Genomic DNA, 22,016 nt, shown 5'->3' with positions numbered 1-22,016 from the left:
CTTCAAATCTAAAAGTCTGACTTTTACGAGGGAAGGTGTCGGTGTGCCAGCCTGTGGTGAAAGTGGGACACCGGAACCCGTACTGAGGCGGCACGAGAAGGACATGGCGGACAGAACCATCCAAGGCGCAGCCGGTGACGGCGACGTGATCAGAACGTTTCCCTTCCCTGTCGATCTGAGCGTCTGCGGCGTCGGCATGCAGGTCGGCCCGATGGGCACGGGCCGCACCTGGCACGCGGACGCACCCCTGCACCGCGTCCACCGCATCGACTTCCATGTGGTGATGCTCTTCGACGAGGGCCCGGTCCGCCACATGATCGACTTCGCCGAGTACGAGGCGGACGCCGGCGACATCCTGTGGATCCGCCCCGGCCAGGTCCACCGCTTCTCGCGCATGGACGAGTACCACGGCACGGTCCTGACCATGCAGCCCGGCTTCCTCCCCCGAGCCACGGTCGAGGCAACAGGCCTCTACCGCTACGACCTGCCACCCCTCCTGCACCCCGACGAGCCCCGCCTGGCGGCCCTCCGCTCCTCCCTGGCCCAACTCCAACGCGAGTACGAGGACTCGACGACCCTCCCGCTGAGCCTCCACACCTCGGTCCTACGACACTCCCTGACGGCCTTCCTCCTCCGCCTCGCGCATCTCGCCGCCAGCTCGGCGGAGGCGGCCCGGCAGCAGGCCGACACGACGTTCACGCTCTTCCGCGACGCCGTCGAGAAGGGCTTCGCCACCAACCACAGCGTCAGCGCCTACGCCGACGCCCTCGGCTACTCCCGCCGCACCCTCGTCCGCGCGGTCCGCGCCGCCACCGGCGAGACCCCGAAGGGCTTCATCGACAAGCGGGTCGTACTGGAGGCGAAACGGCTGTTGGCCCACACGGACCTGCCGATCGGGCGTGTGGGAGCGGCAGTTGGCTTCCCCGATGCGGCCAACTTCTCGAAGTTCTTCCAGCAGCACACGGATGTGACGCCGGCGGGGTTCCGGGCGGAGCTACGGTGACGCATGAGTGATGTCTGGTCCGCGCTGTCGGAAAACCTCGCGCCCTCGGAGCGCGTCGCCCAGGAGTGGCTGTCGGGTCTGGGGCAGAACCGGGGCACCCCGGTGGAAGTGTTGGTCAGCCTCCTCGATGCCGGTGGAGACACCAGCTTTCTGTACCGCGCGGATCTTCCGGCCGGTGTTCTGGACGCGGCCGTGGTCCATCCGTCGAAGCAGGTCTGGGGGAGGGCGGCGGAGAGCGGAAGGCTCTCGCGCGCTCAGTGGGACCGGCTCCTGGCCGCCACCGCCGGGCTGCCCCTTCACGGGGTGCTGGCGGAGATGGCGGAGGAGCACGAAGACGGCCGACGACGTGGCGCACGCGTCGGCGTGGACCTGGCGCCGTCCCCGGAGGCCCGCCCGCCTGCCACACCGGCCGAGATCGCCGCCCTGGCCGAGACCGTCCCCGACATCACGGCGGGCGACCGCAGCTACGCCCTGTGGTGGGTCGCGGCCCTCCACGACGACCCGGCTGCCATGAGGCAACTGGCCTCGTCCGCCAACCTGTTGATCCGCCGCAGTGTGGCCCGCGCCGTACACCTTCCCCCCGACGTCGTGGCCCAGCTGGCCCACGACGAGGACCGCGTCGTACGGCTCTTTCTCAGCGAGTCCTGCGACGACGCCCCGGGAGACCTGCTCCTCGACGTGTGGTCCTGGTGGTCGGGCAGCTTCTCCTTCCCCGGCCGTCCGCGCAACCACCCCAACTTCCCCCGCGACGGCCTGCTGCGCTTCGCCGACGACCCGCGAGCGCGCGTGCGTCTCCTCGCACTCGACGACCCCGCGTCGGGCGACGACCTCGTCGAGCGGTTCAGCCGCGATCCCGACAGCGAGGTGCGAGGACGAGCGGCGGAGGATCCGCGGCTGTCCCCCGACTCCGCGGTGAGGCTGACCCAGGACACCGCCGGAGAGGTGTACCACCCGGCCCGGCGAAACCCGGCCCTGCCCCCGGCGTACCTGGTGTCGCTGCTCCTCGACGAACGCAGCGCCCTGGACGCCGCCCGGAATCCGGCCCTCCCCGTGGCCGTCATGCACCGCATGATCGCGTCGGCGGCAAAGGGCAGGGGAAAGGGGCCCCACGCACCCGCGTGAAGCCCCTTGTTCCCGTGGGGAGTTGGGGATCAGTGCCCGAAGTCGAACCAGTTCACGTTCACGAAGTCCGCCGACTGCCCGCTGCTGAAGGTGAGATAGACGTCATGGGTGCCGGTGACCGAGCTGATGTTCGCCGGGACCGTCTTCCATGACTGCCAACCGCCCGTGTTGGCCAGCGAGAAGCTGCCGATCGGGGTCGCGGTCGGGCTGTCCAGGCGTACCTGGACCAGACCGCTGACCCCGCTCGCCGCACCGCTCGCGACCCGGCCGTAGAACTGGGTGGCCGCCGTGGAGCCGAAGTTGACGCCCTTGTAGAGCGCCCAGTCGCCGTTGGCTATCGAGCCGAGGTCCTGGCCGCCGCCGGTGTCCGTGGTGGTTTCGGCGATCGTGCCGGACTGGCTGTCGTAGGACTCGGCCTGGATGGCGCTGTAGGCGTCCCGGTTGCCGGTCGGCGGGGTCGTGGTACCGCTCCCACTGGACTGCAGTACCTGGACGTAGTCCACCGTCATCGGGTGGTTCGGGTCCGTCGCGCTGGTGGGGCCGCCGCCGTACGCCGCCGGGAAGCCGCCGCCCATCGCCACGTTCAGGATGATGAAGAAGCCGTGGTTCGTCGCGTTGGCCCAGGTCGTCGCGTCGACCTGACTGGCGTTGACCGTGTGGAAGTTGACGCCGTCGAGGTAGAAGCGGATCTGCTCGGGGCTGGTGGACCGGTCCCACTCCATGGCGTAGGTGTGGAAGCCGGCCTGGCACGTGGTGCCGGTGCAGGCGGTGTTGCCGCCGATGCCGGTCGTCTCGTTGCAGGGGCCGCCCGGGCTGGTGCCGCAATGCATCGTCGCCCAGTCGGTGTTGAGACCCTGGACGTTCTCCATGATGTCCAACTCGCCCACACTGGGCCAGTTCTGGTAGTTGCCCCGGTAGGGCGCGCCCAGCATCCAGAACGCGGGCCAGTAGCCGAGCGCCGACGAGCCCGTGACATTCGGCATCTGGATACGGGCCTCGACGCGCAGCTTCCCGCCGGCCGGCGGCTGGAAGTCGGTGCGGTTGGTCTCGATGCGGCCCGAGGTCCAGTTGCCGGAGGCGTCCCGGCGCGGGGTGATCAACAGGTTGCCGTTGCCGTCGAGTGCCACGTTGTTGGTGGAGGAGGTCATCGTCTCGACCTCGCCCGTGCCCCAGTTGGCGGCGCCGCCCGGATACGAAGTCCCGGTGTCGTACTGCCAGTTGGTGGTCGAGACGCCGGTGCCCGCGGTGCCGTTGAAGTCGTCCAGGAAGACCTGCGTCCAGCCCGTGGGGGGCGTGGGCGCGGAGGCGTCCGCGGGCAGGGTGAAGGCCGTGGCGGTGGCGATCGCCAGGCCGAGGGTGCCGAGGGCGGCGATCAGAACGCGCCGGAGGGGACGGGGTCTGCGCTGCGTGCCGGAGGTTTCACTCATGGGTGCCTCTCGGATACGGAGTGGGGGTGCGGGTGCCGCGCCTGCTGTCTGAGAGCGCTCTCACGCAGCGGGTGCGCGGTCAATGTGCTCTTAGCCACTCCGGCCGTCAAGAGGTGAAGCCGCGAAAGTCCTTTCGCTGTGCGGGAGTTCAGGTGATGAAGGCGATGAATGCGGGTGAAAGAGGAGGTTTCCGAGGCGCCCGGAACGGACTCCCGGACCGGTCTCGCGGGCGCGGCGGCCCCCGGACCGGTCCACCGTCCACCGGCCCCCGGACCGGTCCACCGTCCACCGGCCTCTTGGACCGGTCAACCAACCACCGGCCCCCTGGACCGGTCCATCGGTCTCCCGGGTGCTGCGGGCCCTAGACCGCGCTGCCCGCCTTCCAGTCCGCCCAGGACAGGTTCCAGCCGTTGAGGCCGTTGTCGGCCGCGACGGTCTTCTCGCCGGAGTTCTTCACGATGACGACGTCGCCGAGCATCGAGCTGTCGTAGAACTTGTATCCCGCCACCGAGGTGTTGTTCGCGCCCTTGGCGTCGTGCAGGCCGACGCAGCCGTGGCTGGTGTTCTCGTTGCCGAACACCGAGGTGGACGCCCAGTAGTTGCCGTGCACGAAGGTGCCGGAGGTGGTCAGGCGCTGGGCGTGCGGGACGTCGGAGATGTCGTACTCGTCGCCGAGTCCGACCGTCGAGGACTCCATGCGGGTCTGCTTGAAGCGCTCGCTGATCACCATGATCCCGGACCACGTGGTGTGCTGGGCGTTGCCGCCGCTGACCGGATAGGTGGCGAGGGTCTTGCCGTCCCGCTTGACGACCATCTCCTTGCTGGACAGGTCGACCGTGCTGATCTGCTCGCGCCCGATGTGGAAGGTGACGTCCTTGGACTGGATACCGTAGACACCGTCCTGGCCCTCGACGTCCTTGAGCCGCAGGCTGAGCGTGATCTTCGTGCCGGCCGCCCAGTAGGTCTCGGGGCGGAAGTCGAGGCGGGTGTCGCTGAACCAGTGGCCGACGACCTCGACGGCGGGCTCGGCGGTGACCGTGATCGCCTTCTGGACGGCGGCGCGGTCCTTGACGGCGTGCGTGAAGTTGATCGACACGGGCATGCCGACGCCGGAGGTGGAGTTCGCCTCGGGGGTGAAGTAGCCGACGAAGGTCTCGCCGGGCGACTTGGTGGTGAAGGTCGCGGTCTTCGCGGCGCCGCCCTGTGCCTGCGCGGCGACCGTGTACTTCGTGCCCGAGTACGGGTTCTTGGTGGACGTCCATTTCGTCTTGGCGGCGTTGAACGTCCCGGCCAGTGTGGAGCCGTCGTTGCCGGTCACCTTGACCGTGGCGAACGTGCCGTCGGTCACCGTCACCGTGACCGGAGCCGAGAAATCGGCCTTCTTCGTGCCGTCGGCGGGAGAGACCGTGACGGTCGGCGTCTTCGCGGCCTTCACCGAAGCCGTCGCCGACGCACCGCCGGAGGAGGCGCTCTCCGCAGCGCCCGCCGAGCCGCTGCAACCGGTCAGCACGGCCGCCGGCACCACCCCGAGCACGGTGAGGATCCCACGCCGGGACCACCTCTCCGACGGCTTCTCGGACCGGTTGGTTATGTGCGACACGCCCACGGCAGGCCTTCCTCCATATGTCGCGCACACCCCCTGGCCGTACGCGACGAGATCACCAGTGCCGTTGCATCCTGCGTCACTTCCCTGGGTTGAATCTTTGAATCCCAGGGCCCCAACCTGAGATTCCTCTGAAGAGAACCTGAAAGAAGGCCTGAAACCACGGTTGTCGGCGACTCCGCGAGTGTGAACAGAGTATGAACGCACCGGCCGGTGCCCTGAGTATCCGGTGAGATCCCCGTCCCGCCATGGCTTCCCCATCAACCCGGTCGGAATAGTGAGGAAGGAACTGAAGGCGGAGTTCCGCTTCGGCGGCTCCGCGGCAGACCACGCCGGAGGCATTCGTGACCGAAGTCCGCAAGCGGCCCACCACGGCGATCGTCGGAGCGGGCGCGGCAGGCACCCTGACCGCCGTCCAACTCTGCGAGACGGCCACCCGCCGCCGGACCCCGCTCGACCTGGTGCTGGTCGACCCGGCCCCGGAGGCCGGCCGCGGCACCGCCTACGCGACCCCCGACCCGCGCCACCGCCTCAACGTCCCCGCAGGGGGCATGAGTTGCTACCCCGACGACCCCGGCCACTTCACCCGCTGGCTGTGCCGCCACGGCGAACCCACCGTCGGCGGCGCCGACTTCGCAACCCGCTACCGCTACGGCGCCTACCTCGCCGACACCCTCGCCCAGGCCGTCGTCCGCTCCCACGGCACGGTCTCCGTACGCCGGCTGCGCACCCGCGCGGAGAGCTGTACCGGCACCCCCACAGGCCCGGTGGAACTCCACCTCGCCGACGGGGGACTCCTCACCGCCGACAGCGCCGTCCTCGCCACCGGCCCCGCCGCTCCCACCGCCGCCTGGGTCCCGCCCGCGCTGCGCACCTCGCCCCGCTTCGTCAACTCGCCCTGGACACCGGGTGCGTTGGACGCCGTACGCGAGGACACCGCCGACATCCTCCTCGTCGGCACCGGCCTCACCGCCGTCGACCTCGCCCTCACCCTGGACCGCCCCGAACGCACCGTGCACGCCGCCTCCCGCAGCGGACTCCTGCCGCAGCCCCACGCGTTGGGACCGGCAGGCCCGATGGAAGCACCGAACTGGCCGCGCGACCTGACCCTGAGCGGACTGCGCCGGACCGTCTACCGGCACGTCAGCCGCTCCGTGCGCACCCACGGCGACTGGCGGCCCGCCCTCGACAGCCTCCGCCCGCACACCGCGCGCCTCTGGCGCAGCCTCACCCCCGAAGAACGCGGGGAGTTCCTCGCCCACGAGAGCGCGATCTGGAACACCCACCGGCACCGCATGGCCCCCGCCACCGCCGAATCGGTCACCCGCGCCCGCACCGCACGACGCCTCCATGTGCACACCGGCACGATCGCCGAAGTCGTCGACGACGACGGGCGGTTGGCGGTCACGCTCTCCAACGGTCGTACGCTGCGCGTCGGTTGGGTCATCGACTGCACCGGGCCGGGGCAGCGGCTCGAAGACCCGCTGTGGCGCAGCCTGTTCGCGACGGGAATGGCGGTGCCGGGGCCGCTCGGCATGGGAGTCGCCACCCGCGACGGACGCCTCCTCGACGCCCAAGGCCGTTGCACACGACCCCTGTTCACCCTCGGCGCCCCACGGCGCGGCGAACTCTGGGAGACCACCGCGATCCCCGAGATCCGCGTCCAGGCCGCCGCCCTGGCCCGGCAACTGCTCGCACCCCCGGCCCGCCGCACCGCCCGCCGCAGGCCCGTCGACGGACTCGGACTCCCGCTCTCCACCCACGCCGAGGCCGCCACCGCCTACCGCAGCGGACTCGACCGCGTCCTCAAAGTACGCGCCGGGGCCGAGGACGCCTTCGCCCGCGCCATCGCCCTGGACCCCGGATTCGCCCTGGGCCATGCGGCGTTGGCCCTCCTCGGCCACGAGTGCGGGGCCGCCGTCGACGTACCCCGCGCCCTCGCCGACGCCCAGCGCTGCGCCCAGGAACGGGCCGACGAGCGGGAGCGGTCCTTCGTGGACGTCATCACGCGCCGGGTCCAATCCACCGACGGGGACCGCGCGTTGATACGGCACCTCGACACCCACCCCGCCGACGCGCTCGCCCTCGCCGCCGCCGTACCCACCATCTCCTTCTCCGGTGCCACCGACCTCGACGACGACTACGCGCTCCGCCTCGTCGAGCGCACGTCCCCCGCCTACGACGGGCACTGGTTCCACACCTCACTGCTCGCGTTCCTGCGCCAGGAACAGGGCCGGCTGCACGAGGCGGGCGAACTCGCCCACCGCGCATTGGGAGTTGAGCCCGCCTCGGGGCACGCCGTGCACGCGCTGGCCCACGTCCACTACGAGTCCGGCGCCCACGAGGCGGGCCGGGACTGGCTCGACGGCTGGGTGTCCGGACTGGGCCGGGGCGCGGTCCACCGGGCCCACTTCTCCTGGCACATCGCCCTGCACGAACTCGCGCTGGACGACCCGGCCGCCGTCCGCAGGCGCTGGTTCGCCCAGTTGGCGCCCGGGCGGGTGACCGGAGTACGCGCGCTGGTCGACTCGGGGTCCCTGCTGTGGCGGGCCCGGCTCAGCGGCAACTGGCAGGGGGAGCTGCCCACTTCGGACGTACTGGACTCCGTGGCCTGCGAGGTCCTGGAACGGCCCGCGACCGCGTTCACCGCGCTGCACGCGGCGGTGGCCCTCACCGCCGCCGGTGATCTCCCGGCGCTGCGGCGCCTCCGCGACCACGCGACCGGGGCCGATCCGGTGCAGCGCGAGGTCATCGCCCCGCTCTGCGAGTCCTTCGCCGCACTCGTAGAACACCGCTTCCACGACGCGGCCCACGGCCTCGACGCGCTCCTCCCGGTCCTGCGCAAGGTGGGCGGCAGCGCGGCCCAACGCGAGGTCGTCGAGGAGACGTTGCTGTACGCGCTCGTGTCAGCGGGGCGGTGCGACGCGGCACGGCGACTGCTGGACGCACGGCTCGACCGGAAGGCGGCGCCTCGTGATCGGCGGATGCTGGCGGGGTTGGCGGCGGTGGCGGCGGTGGCGGGGTGAGACTGGCGGGGTGGGCGCCGGTGTTGGACTCGCGCACTGGTCGTCGTAGACCCTGCGCCGGTAGCCGGTAGCCGGTAGCCGGTAGCCGGTAGCCGGTAGCCGGTAGCCGGTAGCCGGTAGCCGGTAGCCGGTAGCCGGTGTGCGGTGTGCGGTGTGCGGTAGCCGGTATGCGATATCCGCGCATCGCGCCCGTTCGTGCCGCCACCCCGCGTTCAGTCTCGTATCGGCTCCCCCAGCCGTTCCTCCCCCTCAGCCGCCGGCAGTGCGAGCGTCGCCTCCAAACCGCCCGCCGGACTCTCGCCGAGCCGGAGCGTCCCGTGGTGAAGGTGGGCCTGCTGGTCGACGAGGGCCAGGCCGAGGCCGGAGCCTGGGGAGCGGGTGCGGGTGCCGCGGGTGAAGCGTTCCGTCATGGCGTGGCGTTGGCCGGCGGGAATGCCCGGGCCGTCGTCGCCGACGCCGATCCGGACCGTGCCGGCGTCCCGGGTGAGCCGGACCTCGACGTCACCGCCCGGGCGCCCGTGGAGGGCCGCGTTGTCGAGGAGGTTGTCGACGGCCAGGCGCAGACCGACCGGCCAGCCGTCCACGCGCAGGGGCGTGGACGCGTCGGCCGACAGCCGATAGGTCGTGGTGGGGTGGCGGCGGGCCGCCTGGGCGACCGCCGTGTCGAGGAGCTCGCCCACCACGACCCGGGTGCGTTCGGGCAGGGCGTGGGCGTCGCCGCGGGCGAGCGTCTGCAGTCCGGTGAGCAGGGCGGTGATGCGGCGGTGCTCCGCGCTCATCGCCTCAAGTGCCCGGGCCCGCTGGGCGGTTGGGAGGTCGGGGTTGCGCTGGAGGGTCTCCAGGGTCACCCCGATGCTGGTGAGCGGGGTGCGCAGTTCGTGTCCGGCGTCGGCGGTGAAACGGCGGGTGGACTCCATGCTCGTACGCAACTGGTCCAGCATGCCGTTCAGGGCGCGGGAGAGGTCGGCGACCTCCTGCGGCCGTTCGGCGGCGGGGAGTTGGGGCCCGGCCGTGTCGGCGCTGATCGCGAGGGCGCCGGTCCGCAGGCGTTCCAACGGCTGGAGGATGATCCGGGTGAGCAGCCAGACCCCGCCGGCCGTGGCGAGCGCGGCGAAGAGGGTGACGGCGGCGACGATCGCGGTGTTGTCCGCGAGCCGCCGTTCGATGGGGTCGATGTCCTGGAGGACTTCGAGACGGTACCCGCCGGTGTCCAGCGGCCGGGTCAGCGAACGCCAGGTCTGCCCGCCCGCGTCGACGGTGCGGTAGCCGTCGCGGGTCGGCGGCGGGAGCGGGGCGGTCGGGGTCTCGCCGTGCTGGGCGACGACCTTCCCGCCGGAGATCAGCCGGACCAGGCTCTGGCTGCCGGCCAGCAGCCCGCCGTAGTCGTCCCCGCCGTCCCCGCCGTCTCCGCTGTCCCCGGCGTCCGGATGCCCGCTCTGGTCGAGGAGTTTCTCGGCGTCCTGGTCGCCCTTCTCGACGCGGGCGGCGAGCTGCCGGTCGACGTCGGTGCGGTCGCGGTGGTCGATGCGGGCGACGATGACCAGCCCGGCGAGCGCGACCACGACCGTCACCAGCACCGCGACCGCGGCCGTGATCCGGGAGCGCAGACTGCGCGGCAGCCATCTCACGGGCCGGTGCTCAGCACGAAGCCGATCCCGCGCACGGTCCGCAGCACCCTGGTACCGCCGTCGGCCTCCAGCTTCTTGCGGAGGTAGCCGATGAACACGTCCACCACATTGGTGTCGACGTCCCAGGTGTAGCCCCACACCTGCTCCAGGAGCTGGGCCCGGGACAGGACCTGCCCGGGCCGGTGGGCGAGCGCGAGCAGCAGGTCGAACTCGCGGGTCGTCAGCCGCAGATCCCGGCCAGCCCGGGACGCCACCCGCCGCGCCGGTTCGATCGCGACCTCGCCGACGACCAGGGGCCGTTCGGCGGTCGACTCGTGCAGCCGGACCATCGCGTGCAGCCGCGCCGACAACTCCCCTACGGAGAACGGTTTCACGACGTAGTCGTCCGCGCCCGCAGCCAGCCCCGCGACCCGGTCGTCGACCTCGTCACGGGCGGACAGCATGCACACCGGCAACGTCCGGCCCTGCGCGCGCAGCACGCGCACCACCTCGACCCCGGACAGACCCGGCATCGTCACGTCCAGCACGATGACCGACGGCGGCCGGCCGGCGACCTGGTCGAGTGCAGCCTCGCCGTCCTCGGCGAGCCGGACCGTGAAGCCCTCGAGACCGAGCCCCAGGTCCAGGGCCGCGCGCACGCCGGGGTCGTCGTCGACCACCAGCACCTCCGGTCTACGGCCCACCGCCGCCATGCAGCACCTCGACTCCCTCACCGGCGTCCGCTTCGGCGGACACCGTCGCCTGCCCCAAGGATCGGCGCCGAACGACAAGGAAGTCTAAGAACCACGCGGCCCACTCCACCCGCCGAGCCGAAGCCGTCACAGGTCAGCGGCCCGCCCACCGCCTCCGGGCGGCACACAGGCGCCGCTTTCTTAGAGCGGCCACAAAAACCGTCGCAAGGGTGATCACAGGCCTCGCCCGATCGGCGACGCCCCCCCGACCCCGCGACGAAGGAAGCCGGCCGATGACCCTGCCCACCGTCCTGCCCCGAGGGCGGCGCACACCGCCCGCCCCACCCCGCCGCGCGCGGTTCACACTCGCCGACCCGCTCGGCGCGCTCGCGATCCTCTCCGTGGTCGCGGTCGTCGCCCTGTGGGTGATGAACCAGGGAGGCCCGCTCTCCCTCACCGCCTCCGACCGGGCGACCGGCTCCCTCGGACTGCTCGCCGGACTGCTGGCCTCCGACCTGATGATCCTCCAGGTCGTCGTCCTGGCCCGGATCCCCTGGGTGGAACGGTCCTGGGGCCACGACCTGCTCACCCGCCGGCGCCGCCTGCTCGGCTTCGCCTCGTTCTGGCTGATGATCGCCCACGTCGTCCTGTTCGCCGTCGAGCGCACGGCCCGCGAACCGTCGGCCCAACTGACCGCGCTGCTACGGCTGTTCGTCACCGACTCCTGGATGCTCTGCGCGACCGCGGGCACCCTCGCCCTGATCATGGTCGTCGTCACCTCGGTCCGAGCGGCCCGCCGCCGACTCCGCTACGAGTCCTGGCACCTGCTGCACCTCTACTCCTACGCCGGCATCGCGGCCACCTTCCCGCACACCTTCACCGACGGCGCCGACTTCCACGAGACCTGGACCCGCGTCTACTGGTGGTGCCTCTACGGCTTCGCGTTCGCCGCCACCCTCCTCTACCGCCTCGCCCTGCCCGCCTGGCGCTCCCTCCGCCACCGGCTGCGCGTGGAGTCCGTGGTCACCGAGGCACCCGGCACGGTGTCGGTCACGCTCAAGGGGCACCGCCTGGACCGGATGCGGACGGCCTCCGGCCAGTTCTTCGTGTGGCGCTTCCTCGACGGCCCCGGCTGGTCCCGCGGCAACCCCTACACGCTCTCCGCCGCGCCCACCCCCGACCGGCTCCGCATCACCATCAAGGCCGCCGGCGACGGCAGCGCCCGCGCCGCCCGCCTCACCCCCGGCACCCGCGCCCTGATCGAGGGCCCCTACGGCACCCTCACCGCCCGCCGCCGCACCCGGCCCCGCCTGCTCCTCATGGCCGCCGGAATCGGCATCACCCCCATGCGCGCCCTGATCGAGGACACCCCCTACGGCCCCGGTGAGGCCACGCTCGTCTATCGCTACGGCGCGGAAGAGCACGCCGTGTTCGCCGACGAACTCCGCGCCCTCGCCGCCGACCGGGGCGTCGAACTGATCCTGCTCCCCGGCCCCCGCCGCGCCGACACCTCCTGGCAGGCCGCGGGTCCCGCACACCTCACCGACGACGTCCAGGCCCTCAAGAACCTCGTCCCCGACATCGAGCACCGCGACGTCTTCGTCTGCGGCCCGCCCGCCTGGATCACCGCCGTCCGCAGGGCGGCCCGCGCCGCCGGCGCCCACCGCGACAGCGTCCACACCGAAGAGTTCGCCTGGTAACCCCCCCCACTCCACCCCCACCTTCAGGAGCACACATGCGACGCATCACCCTCTGGCTCACCGCGACCCTCGCCGCGGCCGCCCTCCTCCTCGCCTTCCAGCTCAACGCCTCCGGCGCGACCGGCAAGTCCGGCGACGGCGGCGACCACATGCCACCCGCGGCCAACGCCACCGCTACCGCCTCTGCCTCTGCCTCGGCGAAACCAGGGGACGACACCCCGGGCGACGGCGATCACGCGGGAAAGCCCGGCGAGAACAAGTAGCCCCCGCCGGGCCCCAATTCACGGCTCACCGCTTCACCGGCTCGCCAACTCCCGCTCCACAGGCGCCTCTTCGCGCAGCCCGAACCGGTCGTGCGCCCGCCGCAACACCTTCGGCGCCCACCAGGCCCGCCGGCCGAGCAGCGCCATCGTCGCCGGAACCAGCAGCATCCGTACGACAGTTGCGTCGATCAGCACCGCGAGGGTGAGACCGAGGCCGATCTGGAGGATCGGGGAGAAGCCGCCCGTCATGAAGGCGCCGAAGACGACCGCCAGCAGCAGCGCGGCGCAGGTCACCACCCGGCCCGAGCGGCGCAGGCCGGTCACCACGGCCTCCCGGTCGTCGCCCGTCAGACGCCGGGCCTCGCGCATCCGGGCCAGGATGAACAACTCGTAGTCCATGGCGAGCCCGAAGGCGATCGCAACGATCAGCGGCGGCGCCGTCAGGCTCAACGCGCCCAGCCCCTGCACCCCGAGGGCGCCCGCGAGATGGCCGTCCTGGAAGACCCACACCACCGCGCCGAGCGCGGCCCCCAGGCTGAGGAGGGTGGTCGCGATCGTCCGCAGCGGGATCAGCACCGAGCCGGTGAAGGCGAACAGGAGGAGGAAGATTCCGGCCAGGACGGTCGCGGCGGCCCACGGGGCGCGGTCGGCGAGCATCGTACGGAAGTCGACCAACCGGGCGGCGGTACCGGTGACTTGGACCGGTCCACTGCCCCGCGTCTCCCGGACCTGGCGGACGAGGTCGGTGGCCGCGCTGCCGTCGGCGCTGCCGGGCGGTTGCAGGGACACGACCGTGCCGCCGCCGGGCAGGGCACGGGACGTGGCGTTCGGGGAGAGGGCGCGGATACGGTCGGCGGTCGCGGCGTCCGTGCCCGGTCGCAGGACGACCGTCACGGGGGAGACCCCGGTCCCGGCCGGGAAGTGCGCGTCGACCGTGTCGTACAACTGCCGTGCCTCGGTGTTCTTCGGGAGTTGCCGGGCGTCGCCGATGCTGATCCGCAGGCCGGTGACGGGCAGCGCGAGGACGAGCAGGGCCGGGACGACGACGGCCAGGACGGCGATGCGGCGGCGCGTCGCGAAGCGGGCCAGCCGGGCGAAGACCCGCCCCTCCTCGGCCTCGGGCCTGGCCCGTGCCGGCGCGATCCCGGCGCCGAACCGGGCCAGCAGCGCGGGGAGCAGCGTGAGCGCGGCCAGCATGTCGACGACGACCACGGCCGCCACCGCGAGGCCCATGCTGCGCAGGAACGTGCTCGGGAAGACGAGCAGACCGGTCAGGCTGACGGCGACGGTCAGCCCGGAGAACAGCACGGTACGGCCCGCCCGGGCCACCGTGCGGTGCACGGCCTCCACCACGTCCGCCGTGTCCCGGCGTTCCTCGCGGAAGCGGACCAGCATCAACAGGGCGTAGTCCACGGCGAGTCCGAGTCCCAGCATGGTGGTCACCTGGATCGCGTACACCGAGATGTCGGTGACCTGGCTGAAGGCGAACAGCGCCAGGAACGCCCCCGCGATCCCGCTGACCGCGATCACCAGTGGCAGCGCGGCGGCCCGCAGACCGCCGAACACGACCAGCAGCAGGGCGAGTACGACCGGCAGCGAGACCAACTCGGCGCGTTGCACGTCCTGTTGGGCCCGCTCACCGAGCTGCTTGCCCAGCAACGGACCGCCGCTGACATGGACTTCGGGCGCGTCGATCTCCCGGATGCGGTCGGCCGCCGCGTCCACCGCGTGCTCCTCGGCGTCGTCGCCCAGCCCGCCCTTGAGCGTGACGGGGATCAGCAGCGCCCGCCCGTCCCGCGAGGTGAGGCCGGGTGTGGTGTACGGGTCCGGTACGGCGGCGATTCCGGCGAGGGCGCGGACGTCGGCCACGGCCCGCTCGACCCGGTGGCGCAGGGCGGGGTCGGAGACCGCGACGCCCGCCACGACACCGGTCATGGTCTCGCCGGTCGGATCGACCCGGTCGAGATACTGCGCGGCCGACTCGGACTCGGTGCCCGGGACTTCGGGCACATTGTCGGACAGCCGCCCGAACACGCCCGTCCCGAGCCCGAACCCGAGCAGCAGGAAGAGCACCCAGACGGTGATCACGGTCAGCGGACGGCGGGTCGCCGCCCGGGCGAGTGAGACGAGCACGGTCCCTCCCGGCGGGGCATCGGATGACATGCCTCCCAGGCTGCTGCGGGAGGGGGTGCCGCCGGATCGCCGGGACGTGCGGTTTCGGGGACTCGGTCGTACGGGGGAGGAGGGGGCCGTTCCTCGCCCGTGCGGGGGAGGACTAGGAGGCCGCCCCCGGCGTCACCAGCCCCGTCTCGTACGCGCAGATCACCGCCTGCACCCGGTCCCGCAGCCCCAACTTGCCCAGCACATTGCTGACATGGGTCTTCACGGTGTGCTCGCTGACGAACAGGGTGGTCGCGATCTCGGCGTTGGACAGGCCCCGGGCGAGCAGCCGCAGCGTCTCCTCCTCGCGGGCGGTCAGGACCTCCAGGCGGCGGGGCGCGACCTCGGCGGCGGCCTCCGCGCGGCGGCGCCGCACGATGTCCGCGACCAGCCGCCGGGTCACCGCCGGAGCGAGCAGCGAGTCGCCGGCCGCGACCACCCGCACCGCGTGCACGAGGTCGTCTCGGCGAACGTCCTTGAGGAGAAAGCCACTTGCGCCCGCGTACAGCGCCTCGTACACGTACTCGTCCAGGTCGAACGTGGTCAGCATGACCACCCGGCACGCGGACTGCGCGCACACCCGACGGGCCGCCTCCAGGCCGTCCATCACCGGCATCCGGATGTCCAGCAGCAGTACGTCGGGCGCGTGCCGGCGCACCGCGGCGACCGCCTCGGCACCGTCCCCGGCCTCCGCGACCACCTCGATGTCCTTCTGCGCCTCCAGGATCATGCTGAAGCCGCTGCGCACCAGCTCCTGGTCGTCGGCCACCACCACCCGGATGCTCACCCCAGCGCCGCCTGCCGGTCGGTGGCCACGGGCAGACGTACGACGACCCGGAAGCCGCCGTCGGGTCCGCGCCCGGTCTCCGCCGTGCCCCCGCAGGCGGCCGCCCGCTCCCGCAGTCCGATCAGCCCGTGCCCGCCCACGGTGCCTGCGGGCCCTCTTCCGTCGTCCGTCACCGTCAGCACCAACTCGTCCTCCGTCCAGTCGAGTTCGACCGTAGCGGCGGAGGCGTGCGCGTGCTTGACGGTGTTGGTGAGCGCCTCCTGCACGACGCGGTAGACGGCGACCTCGGTGTCCGGGGGCAGCGGGCGCGGCTGCCCGACCGTTCTCAACTCGACGCGCAGACCGGCCGATTCGCCGACCTGGTGCACCAGACCGGGCAGCGCGGCGACCCCCGGCTGCGGCCGGTGCCCCGAACTCCCGTCCCGCTGCTCCTCCTTGAGCACCCCGAGGATGCGCCGGAGTTGGGCCATCGCGTCCCGTCCCGCCCCCGCGATCGCGTCGAACGCGGCCTCGGCCCGCTCGGGATCACTGCGGACGACCACCGGACCGGCCTCCGCCTGCACCACCATCAGACTCACGGCGTGGGCCAGGATGTCGTGCATGTCCCGCGCGATCCGGGCCCGTTCCTGTGCCATGGCCCGCGCGGTGTCGGCGGCCCGCTCGCGTTCCAGGCGCCGGGCGCGGTCCTCCAGGGCCGCGGTGTAGGCGCGTTGGACCCGGGCGAGGGACCCGAAGCCGTAGGCGCACAGCAGGCTCAGCAGATGGAAGGCGTACTCGAAGGGCTGGGCGTGCTCCTTGTGCTGCATGACCACGGACACGCCGGCCAGCCAGCCCGCGAGCATCAGCCGCCGCTGCCAGGGAAGGCACCGCGCGGCGACGGTGTACAGGACGACGAGACCGCCGTACATCACGTCCGGCGGCGGGGAGTGATACACCGCCATCGCCGGGGTGGCCGCCGACACCACCCACGCCGTCGCGAACGGCGCCGCCCGCCGCCACACCAGCGGCACCGCCGTACCGGCCCCGAGCAGCCAGCCCTGCCAACTGAGCGGATCGCCGCCCTCGTCGGGGAAGAGCCACTGCAACGACACCGCGAACAGGACCAGCGCGGCCAGCGCCGAGTCGACGGCGTACGGATTGGCGGTCCTGAACCGGGCGACGACCGGCGCGAACCAGTGCTGCACACGCATGAGCGGCTCCTCGGGGCAAGGGCCGTTCCAGTATCGCGACGTCACACCGGCGGGGCCTCGCCGGTACGGGGGATATCCGCGCCGGACACGGCGGACCCCGTCACGGCTCCGGCCGCCACCCCAGCGCCCGCGAGATCCCCCGTGCGGCGAGCCGCACCGCCGGGATCAACGCCGGTACCTGGGCGCCGACTTGGGGCACCACGACCGACACGGCCGCCACCACGGCACCGCCCGGCCCGCGCACCGGAGCCGCCACCGACAGCGCGTCGTCCGTTACCTGACGGTCGCTCACCGCCATACCGGTGCGCCGCACTTCGGCCAGCACCCGCCGCAGCCGTACCGGATCGGTGATCGTGTACGGCGTGAAGGACGTCAACTCGCCCGCGCAGTAGGCCTCTTGGAGGTCCGGTCGGTCGTGGGCCAGCAGGGCGAGGCCGACACCGGTGGCGTGCAGCGGCCAGCGGGCGCCCACCCGGATGTGCACGCCGACCGCCGAACGGCCCGAGATCCACTCGGTGTAGACGACCTCCGTGCCGTCCCGCACCGCCAACTGCACGTTCTCGTGCGTCGATTCGTACAGGTCCTCCAGGTACGGCAGGGCCAGCTGGCGCAGGGCGAGGCCGCGGGGCGCCAGCGCCGCGATCTCCCACAGCCGCAGTCCCACGTGGTAGACGCCGGACGCGTCCCGCTCCAGCGCGCCCCACTCGGTGAGGGCGCCCGCGAGCCGGTGCGCGGTGGTCAGGGTGAGGCCGGCCCGGCGGCCGATGTCGGACAGCGACAGGGCCGTGTGCTCGTGGTCGAAGGCGGCGAGCACGGCGAGCAGCCGGTCGGGAGCGGAGCGGGCGGTGCGCTCGGTGTGTGTGGACCGCGCGGTCGTCTCCGGCCGGGTGCTGGTCATCGCCGTATCTCCTTGTCCGGCGTCAGGCGAGTCCGTCCTCGGCGACCCGCTGCAACAGCGTGTGCAGGGTCTCCCGCTGGGCGGCGTCCAGCGGGCCGAGGAGTTCGTTCGTCACGCGCAGGCCGGCCTCGTCCGTGTCGCGCAGGAAGCCGCGGCCGTCCTGTGTCAGGACCACGATGCGGCTTCGCCGGTCGTCGGGGGAAGGGCGGCGCTCGGCGAATCCCAGCTTCTCCAGGTCGTCGACCAGGCCGACGATCGCGCTCGGGTCGTAGCCCAGCCGCGTGCTCAGCTCGCGCTGGAGGGCGCCCTCGGACGTGGCCAGGAAGCGGAGCAGCGCGTAGTGGCGCAGGCGCAGGCCCGACTCCTGGAGGAACGTGTTGAAGAGCTGGCCGGAACGCAGGCCCAGCCGGTACAGGAGGTAACCGGTGTCCGCGTGCAGCCCGCGCATCCACGGCTCGTGCGCGTCGATCGGGGGGTTCGCGGCGTGCTGCTGGCGGGCGATGGCGGGCTCCCTGGGTCGAGGCCCCGGGGTGGGGCGTGCGGTGGTACGGGGCCAGTGTGACGCACCTGGTCTGTCGGCAACAACTATTGACGTCAACAATTATTGCTCTTAGCTTCGATCTCGCGGCCGCACTCCGGTGGGGCCGGCAGCCGCATCGCCTTGTGAAGGGACTCGCTCGTGCCCAGCATCGATCTGACCGGCAAGGTCGCCGTCGTCACCGGCAGTGGCCGGGGCCTCGGCCTCGCCTACGCGCACGCCCTGGCCGCCCACGGCGCGTCCGTGGTCGTCAACGACATCGACGAGGCGGTGGCCGACCAGGCCGTGAAGTCGATCGCCGAGGCGGGCGGCACCGCCGTCGCCGAGGTGGTCCCGGTCGGTACGGCCGAGGCCGCCGAACGGCTGGTGAACCGTGCCGTCGAGGAGTTCGGGCGGCTCGACGTCCTGGTCACCAACGCGGGCATCCTGCGCGACAAGGTGCTGTGGAAGATGACCGACGAGGACTTCGACGCGGTGATCACCACCCACCTCAAGGGCACCTTCACCTGCGCCCGCGCCGCCGCCGTACGGATGCGCGAACAGGGCGAGGGCGGCAGCCTGATCCTGGTCGGCTCCCCGGCCGGCCAGCGCGGCAACTTCGGCCAGACCAACTACTCCGCCGCCAAGGCCGGCATCGCCGCCTTCGCCCGCACCTGGTCGATGGAACTCGGCCGCGCCGGCATCACCGTCAACGCGATCGTGCCGGTCGCCGCGACCGCGATGACCGAGACGATCCCGGCCTTCGCCCCCTACATCGAGGCCATGAAGAACGGCGATCCGCTGCCCGACTTCCTCCGCAAGGGCGAGGGCTTCGGCACCCCCGAGGACTGCGCCGCCCTCGTCCCCTTCCTCGCCTCCGAGGCCGCGCGCTCCATCACCGGCCAGGCCATCGGCATCGGCGGCGACAAGGTGGCACTCTGGTCCCACCCGCAGGAGATCAGCGCGGCCTACGCCGACGGCGGCTGGACCCCCGACACCCTGGCCGCCGCCTTCCCCACCTCGGTCGGCGCCGAACTCCAGTCGGTCGGCATCCCCGCACCGAAGCTGCCGGAGGCGTGATGGCACCCCCCAAGGCTCCCATGGACATCGGCGAACTCGTCGCCATCGACGTCCACACCCACGCGGAGGTGTCCTCCAAGGGCCACTCCTCCCTGGACGACGACCTCCACGACGCCTCCTCCGCCTACTTCAAGGTCGAGGGCAAGCGGAAACCGACCCTGGAGGAGACCGCCGCCTACTACCGCGAGCGGAAGATGGCCGCCGTGATCTTCACGGTCGACGCCGAGTCCGCGACCGGCACCGAGCCCGTCCCGAACGAGGAGGTCGCCGAGGCCGCCGCCGCCAACGCCGACGTCCTCATCCCCTTCGCGTCCATCGACCCGTTCCGGGGCCGAGCGGGCGTGAAGCGGGCCCGGCGGCTGGTCGAGGAGTACGGCGTCAAGGGCTTCAAGTTCCACCCCAGCATCCAGGGCTTCTTCCCCAACGACCGGGCCGTGGCCTACGACCTGTACGAGGTCATCGAGGAGACGGGCGCCATCGCCCTCTTCCACACCGGCCAGACGGGTATCGGCGCGGGGGTACCGGGAGGCGGCGGCATCCGCCTGAAGTACTCCAACCCCCTCCACGTGGACGACGTGGCGGCCGACTTCCCGCACCTCAAGATCATCCTTGCGCACCCGTCCTTCCCCTGGCAGGACGAGGCACTCGCCGTCGCCACCCACAAGCCCGGCGTCCACATCGACCTCTCCGGCTGGTCGCCGAAGTACTTCCCGCCACAGCTCGTGCAGTACGCGAACACCCTGCTCAAGGACAAGGTCCTCTTCGGCTCCGACTACCCCGTCCTCACCCCGGACCGCTGGCTCGCCGACTTCGAGAAGCTGCCCATCAAGGACGAGGTCAGACCGAAGATCCTCAAGGACAACGCCGCCCGCCTCCTCGGGCTGACGTAAGGGGCACCGGATGCGCAACGAGGGACTGGGCTCATGGCCCGCACGCCGGGCCCGCAAGACCCCGCACCGCACGGCTTTGGTCTACGGCGGACTGTCGACGGTCGACAGTGGATCGTCGACGGGTAGCAGCGGCTCGTCGACGGGCGGCAGCGGCTCGTCGATGGACTACGGCACACTGCATACACGCACCACCCGCCTCGCCCACGCTCTGCGCGCCCGGGGCGTCCGCCGCGGCGACCGCATCGCCTACCTCGGCCCCAACCACCCCTCCTACCTGGAGACCCTCTTCGCCGCCGGCACTCTCGGCGCCGTCTTCGTGCCCCTCAACACCCGCCTCACCGCCCCCGAGATCGCCTACCAGCTCGCCGACTCCGGCGCGAAGATCCTCGTCTACGGCCCGACGCACACCGCCCTCGTCGCCGGACTGCCGGGCAGCACCGACGTCCGCATCTACGTCGAAGTCGGCCCCGAATACGAGGAGTTGCTCGAAGCGGCGGCCACCGAGCCGATCGACGAGCCCGTCACCGCCGACGACACCTGCATCATCATGTACACCTCGGGCACGACCGGCCGCCCCAAGGGCGCCATGCTCACGCACGGCAACCTGACCTGGAACGCGCTCAACGTCCTCGTCGACACCGACCTGATCGCCGACGAACGCGCCCTGGTCTCCGCCCCGTTGTTCCACACGGCCGGCCTCAACATGCTCACCCTGCCGGTGCTCCTCAAGGGCGGCACCTGCGTCCTGGTCGAGGCCTTCGACCCGGACGCCACCTTCGACCTGGTCGAACGGCACCGGATCACCTTCATGTTCGGGGTGCCGACGATGTTCGACCAGATCGCCCGGCACCCCCGCTGGGCCGGCGCCGACCTGTCCTCGCTGCGCATCCTCACCTGCGGCGGCTCCCCGGTCCCGTCCCCGCTGATCGCCGCGTACCAGGAGCGGGGCCTGACCTTCCTCCAGGGCTACGGCATGACGGAGGCCTCGCCCGGAACCCTGTTCCTGGACGCCGAACACGCGGTGAGCAAGGCGGGTTCGGCGGGCGTACCGCACTTCTTCAGCGACGTACGGGTCGTACGGCCGGACCTCACCCCCACCGACGTCGGAGAGACCGGCGAGGTCGTGGTGCGCGGACCGCATGTCATGCCCGGCTACTGGGGGCTGCCCGAGGAGACGGCCGCGGTCTTCGCCGACGGCTGGTTCCGCAGCGGGGACGCGGCCCGGACCGACGACGACGGCTACGTGTACATCGTCGACCGTATGAAGGACATGATCATCTCCGGTGGGGAGAACATCTACCCCGCCGAGATCGAGGACCTGCTCCTGACGCACCCCGACGTTGTCGAGTGTGCGGTCATCGGGGTCGCGGACGACAAGTGGGGCGAGGTGCCGAGGGCGGTCCTCGTACCGCGCGAGGGCGCCTCGCTGGACCCCGACGAGGTACTGGCCTCGCTGGTCGGCCGTCTGGCCAAGTACAAGATCCCCAAGTCGGTGGTGGTCGCGGACGAACTCCCGCGCACCGCCTCGGGGAAGCTCCTCAAGTCCCGGGTGCGCAAGCGCTTCGGCACCAACTCTTAAGTAGGGAAAGCGATATGGGCATCACCGTCAACGGCCTCGACGAACTCAAGAAGCTCGCGGGCAGCGACCTGGGCACCAGCGAGTGGATCGAGATCACCCAGGAACGCATCAACACGTTCGCCGACGCGACCGGCGACCACCAGTGGATCCACGTCGACCCGGAGAGGGCCGCGGCCGGCCCCTTCGGCGCACCCATCGCGCACGGCTATCTCACCCTCTCCCTCTTCATCCCGCTCTTCACCGAGCTGCTGGACGTCGAGGGCGTGTCCACGAAGGTCAACTACGGCCTGAACAAGGTGCGTTTCCCCGCACCGGTGAAGGTCGGCTCGCGCATCCGGCTGGTCGCCAAGCTCGCGTCGGTCGAGGACGTACCGGGCGGGGTGCAGATCGCCGTCGACGGGACGATAGAGATCGACGGCGGGCCGAAGCCCGCCGCCGTCCTGCAGAGTCTCTCGCGGTTCTACGCCTGACC

General features: G+C 71.8%; 18 protein-coding genes. 9 read left to right on the top strand and 9 right to left on the bottom strand.

Going from position 1 to position 22,016, the window contains the following annotated elements:
- Positions 1–103 precede the first annotated feature (103 nt).
- Complete coding sequence (locus SSP08S_RS22485) at positions 104–1,003, top strand: helix-turn-helix domain-containing protein (protein ID WP_019069888.1); 900 nt, start codon at positions 104–106, stop codon at positions 1,001–1,003.
- Positions 1,004–1,006: 3 nt separating this feature from the next.
- Entirely contained in the window at positions 1,007–2,125 is a 1,119-nt protein-coding gene (locus tag SSP08S_RS58235) for a hypothetical protein (RefSeq protein WP_019069887.1), read from the top strand.
- A gap of 29 nt (positions 2,126–2,154) precedes the next feature.
- On the opposite strand, the gene SSP08S_RS22475 is transcribed toward SSP08S_RS58235, so the two are convergent.
- Both SSP08S_RS22475 and SSP08S_RS22470 read right to left on the bottom strand, forming a co-directional pair.
- Positions 2,155–3,552 (bottom strand): glycoside hydrolase family 16 protein, encoded by a 1,398-nt coding sequence (locus SSP08S_RS22475; RefSeq protein ID WP_019069886.1) that lies wholly within the window; start codon positions 3,550–3,552, stop codon positions 2,155–2,157.
- A gap of 361 nt (positions 3,553–3,913) precedes the next feature.
- Positions 3,914–5,158, bottom strand: a complete 1,245-nt coding sequence (locus tag SSP08S_RS22470; RefSeq protein WP_019069885.1) for a L,D-transpeptidase — start codon at positions 5,156–5,158, stop codon at positions 3,914–3,916.
- 341 nt (positions 5,159–5,499) lie between these two features.
- Here SSP08S_RS22470 and SSP08S_RS22465 point away from each other — a divergent pair, with 341 nt between their 5' ends.
- Positions 5,500–8,181, top strand: a complete 2,682-nt coding sequence (locus SSP08S_RS22465) for an FAD/NAD(P)-binding protein (RefSeq protein WP_019069884.1) — start codon at positions 5,500–5,502, stop codon at positions 8,179–8,181.
- Between the two features lie 212 nt (positions 8,182–8,393).
- Here the strand turns inward: SSP08S_RS22465 and SSP08S_RS22460 are convergent, their stop codons facing one another.
- A complete protein-coding gene (locus SSP08S_RS22460; protein WP_019069883.1) occupies positions 8,394–9,809 on the bottom strand; it encodes a HAMP domain-containing sensor histidine kinase in 1,416 nt (471 codons plus the stop codon).
- Positions 9,806–10,501: a response regulator transcription factor gene (locus SSP08S_RS22455; RefSeq protein ID WP_019069882.1), complete on the bottom strand. Its 696-nt coding sequence runs from the start codon at positions 10,499–10,501 to the stop codon at positions 9,806–9,808. The genes SSP08S_RS22460 and SSP08S_RS22455 overlap by 4 nt, the downstream gene beginning before the upstream one ends.
- Positions 10,502–10,773: 272 nt before the next feature.
- On the opposite strand from SSP08S_RS22455, the gene SSP08S_RS22450 reads away from it, so the two are divergent.
- Both SSP08S_RS22450 and SSP08S_RS22445 read left to right on the top strand, forming a co-directional pair.
- On the top strand, positions 10,774–12,180 hold the full coding sequence (locus SSP08S_RS22450) for a ferredoxin reductase family protein (protein WP_019069881.1): 1,407 nt from the start codon (positions 10,774–10,776) through the stop codon (positions 12,178–12,180).
- A 35-nt stretch (positions 12,181–12,215) separates the two neighbouring features.
- Positions 12,216–12,443 (top strand): hypothetical protein, encoded by a 228-nt coding sequence (locus SSP08S_RS22445; protein WP_019069880.1) that lies wholly within the window; start codon positions 12,216–12,218, stop codon positions 12,441–12,443.
- 33 nt (positions 12,444–12,476) lie between these two features.
- Here SSP08S_RS22445 and SSP08S_RS22440 read toward each other — a convergent pair whose 3' ends face one another.
- The 5 genes from SSP08S_RS22440 to SSP08S_RS22420 form a co-directional block, all read right to left on the bottom strand.
- Complete coding sequence (locus SSP08S_RS22440; protein ID WP_019069879.1) at positions 12,477–14,576, bottom strand: MMPL family transporter; 2,100 nt, start codon at positions 14,574–14,576, stop codon at positions 12,477–12,479.
- Between the two features lie 142 nt (positions 14,577–14,718).
- Complete coding sequence (locus SSP08S_RS22435) at positions 14,719–15,390, bottom strand: response regulator (protein ID WP_026178731.1); 672 nt, start codon at positions 15,388–15,390, stop codon at positions 14,719–14,721.
- Entirely contained in the window at positions 15,387–16,580 is a 1,194-nt protein-coding gene (locus SSP08S_RS22430) for a sensor histidine kinase (RefSeq protein WP_019069877.1), read from the bottom strand. Before SSP08S_RS22430 ends, SSP08S_RS22435 begins: the two co-directional genes overlap by 4 nt.
- Before the next feature lie 100 nt (positions 16,581–16,680).
- The gene (locus SSP08S_RS55680; RefSeq protein ID WP_019069876.1) at positions 16,681–17,478 is read right to left on the bottom strand and encodes an IclR family transcriptional regulator; all 798 of its coding nucleotides are present in this window, start codon (positions 17,476–17,478) and stop codon (positions 16,681–16,683) included.
- 22 nt (positions 17,479–17,500) lie between these two features.
- The gene (locus tag SSP08S_RS22420) at positions 17,501–17,926 is read right to left on the bottom strand and encodes a MarR family winged helix-turn-helix transcriptional regulator (RefSeq protein ID WP_019069875.1); all 426 of its coding nucleotides are present in this window, start codon (positions 17,924–17,926) and stop codon (positions 17,501–17,503) included.
- A gap of 231 nt (positions 17,927–18,157) precedes the next feature.
- Between SSP08S_RS22420 and SSP08S_RS22415 the strand changes: the two genes are divergently transcribed.
- From SSP08S_RS22415 to SSP08S_RS22400, 4 genes are read left to right on the top strand one after another with little or no spacing between them, the layout of a single operon-like run.
- Positions 18,158–19,075, top strand: coding sequence for an SDR family NAD(P)-dependent oxidoreductase (locus SSP08S_RS22415; protein ID WP_019069874.1), 918 nt, complete (start codon positions 18,158–18,160; stop codon positions 19,073–19,075).
- A 20-nt stretch (positions 19,076–19,095) separates the two neighbouring features.
- Positions 19,096–19,965 (top strand): 4-hydroxyphenyl-beta-ketoacyl-CoA hydrolase, encoded by an 870-nt coding sequence (locus SSP08S_RS22410; protein ID WP_019069873.1) that lies wholly within the window; start codon positions 19,096–19,098, stop codon positions 19,963–19,965.
- A gap of 10 nt (positions 19,966–19,975) precedes the next feature.
- Positions 19,976–21,544 (top strand): acyl-CoA synthetase, encoded by a 1,569-nt coding sequence (locus SSP08S_RS22405; protein ID WP_019069872.1) that lies wholly within the window; start codon positions 19,976–19,978, stop codon positions 21,542–21,544.
- A gap of 14 nt (positions 21,545–21,558) precedes the next feature.
- Positions 21,559–22,014 (top strand): MaoC family dehydratase, encoded by a 456-nt coding sequence (locus SSP08S_RS22400; RefSeq protein ID WP_019069871.1) that lies wholly within the window; start codon positions 21,559–21,561, stop codon positions 22,012–22,014.
- Positions 22,015–22,016 lie beyond the last annotated feature (2 nt).

The sequence above is a fragment of the Streptomyces hokutonensis genome (assembly GCF_000376565.1).
Lineage (GTDB): Bacteria > Actinomycetota > Actinomycetes > Streptomycetales > Streptomycetaceae > Streptomyces > Streptomyces hokutonensis.
This window is presented reverse-complemented; position numbering and strand designations above follow the sequence as displayed.

Coding starts and splice junctions, on each gene's coding strand:
- SSP08S_RS22485 (WP_019069888.1), top strand. CDS start 104: ATGGCGGACAGAACCATCCAAGGCGCAGCCGGTGACGGCGACGTGATC.
- SSP08S_RS58235 (WP_019069887.1), top strand. CDS start 1,007: ATGAGTGATGTCTGGTCCGCGCTGTCGGAAAACCTCGCGCCCTCGGAG.
- SSP08S_RS22475 (WP_019069886.1), bottom strand. CDS start 3,552: ATGAGTGAAACCTCCGGCACGCAGCGCAGACCCCGTCCCCTCCGGCGC.
- SSP08S_RS22455 (WP_019069882.1), bottom strand. CDS start 10,501: ATGGCGGCGGTGGGCCGTAGACCGGAGGTGCTGGTGGTCGACGACGAC.
- SSP08S_RS22450 (WP_019069881.1), top strand. CDS start 10,774: ATGACCCTGCCCACCGTCCTGCCCCGAGGGCGGCGCACACCGCCCGCC.
- SSP08S_RS22445 (WP_019069880.1), top strand. CDS start 12,216: ATGCGACGCATCACCCTCTGGCTCACCGCGACCCTCGCCGCGGCCGCC.
- SSP08S_RS22430 (WP_019069877.1), bottom strand. CDS start 16,580: ATGCGTGTGCAGCACTGGTTCGCGCCGGTCGTCGCCCGGTTCAGGACC.
- SSP08S_RS55680 (WP_019069876.1), bottom strand. CDS start 17,478: ATGACCAGCACCCGGCCGGAGACGACCGCGCGGTCCACACACACCGAG.
- SSP08S_RS22420 (WP_019069875.1), bottom strand. CDS start 17,926: ATGCGCGGGCTGCACGCGGACACCGGTTACCTCCTGTACCGGCTGGGC.
- SSP08S_RS22410 (WP_019069873.1), top strand. CDS start 19,096: ATGGACATCGGCGAACTCGTCGCCATCGACGTCCACACCCACGCGGAG.
- SSP08S_RS22405 (WP_019069872.1), top strand. CDS start 19,976: ATGCGCAACGAGGGACTGGGCTCATGGCCCGCACGCCGGGCCCGCAAG.
- SSP08S_RS22400 (WP_019069871.1), top strand. CDS start 21,559: ATGGGCATCACCGTCAACGGCCTCGACGAACTCAAGAAGCTCGCGGGC.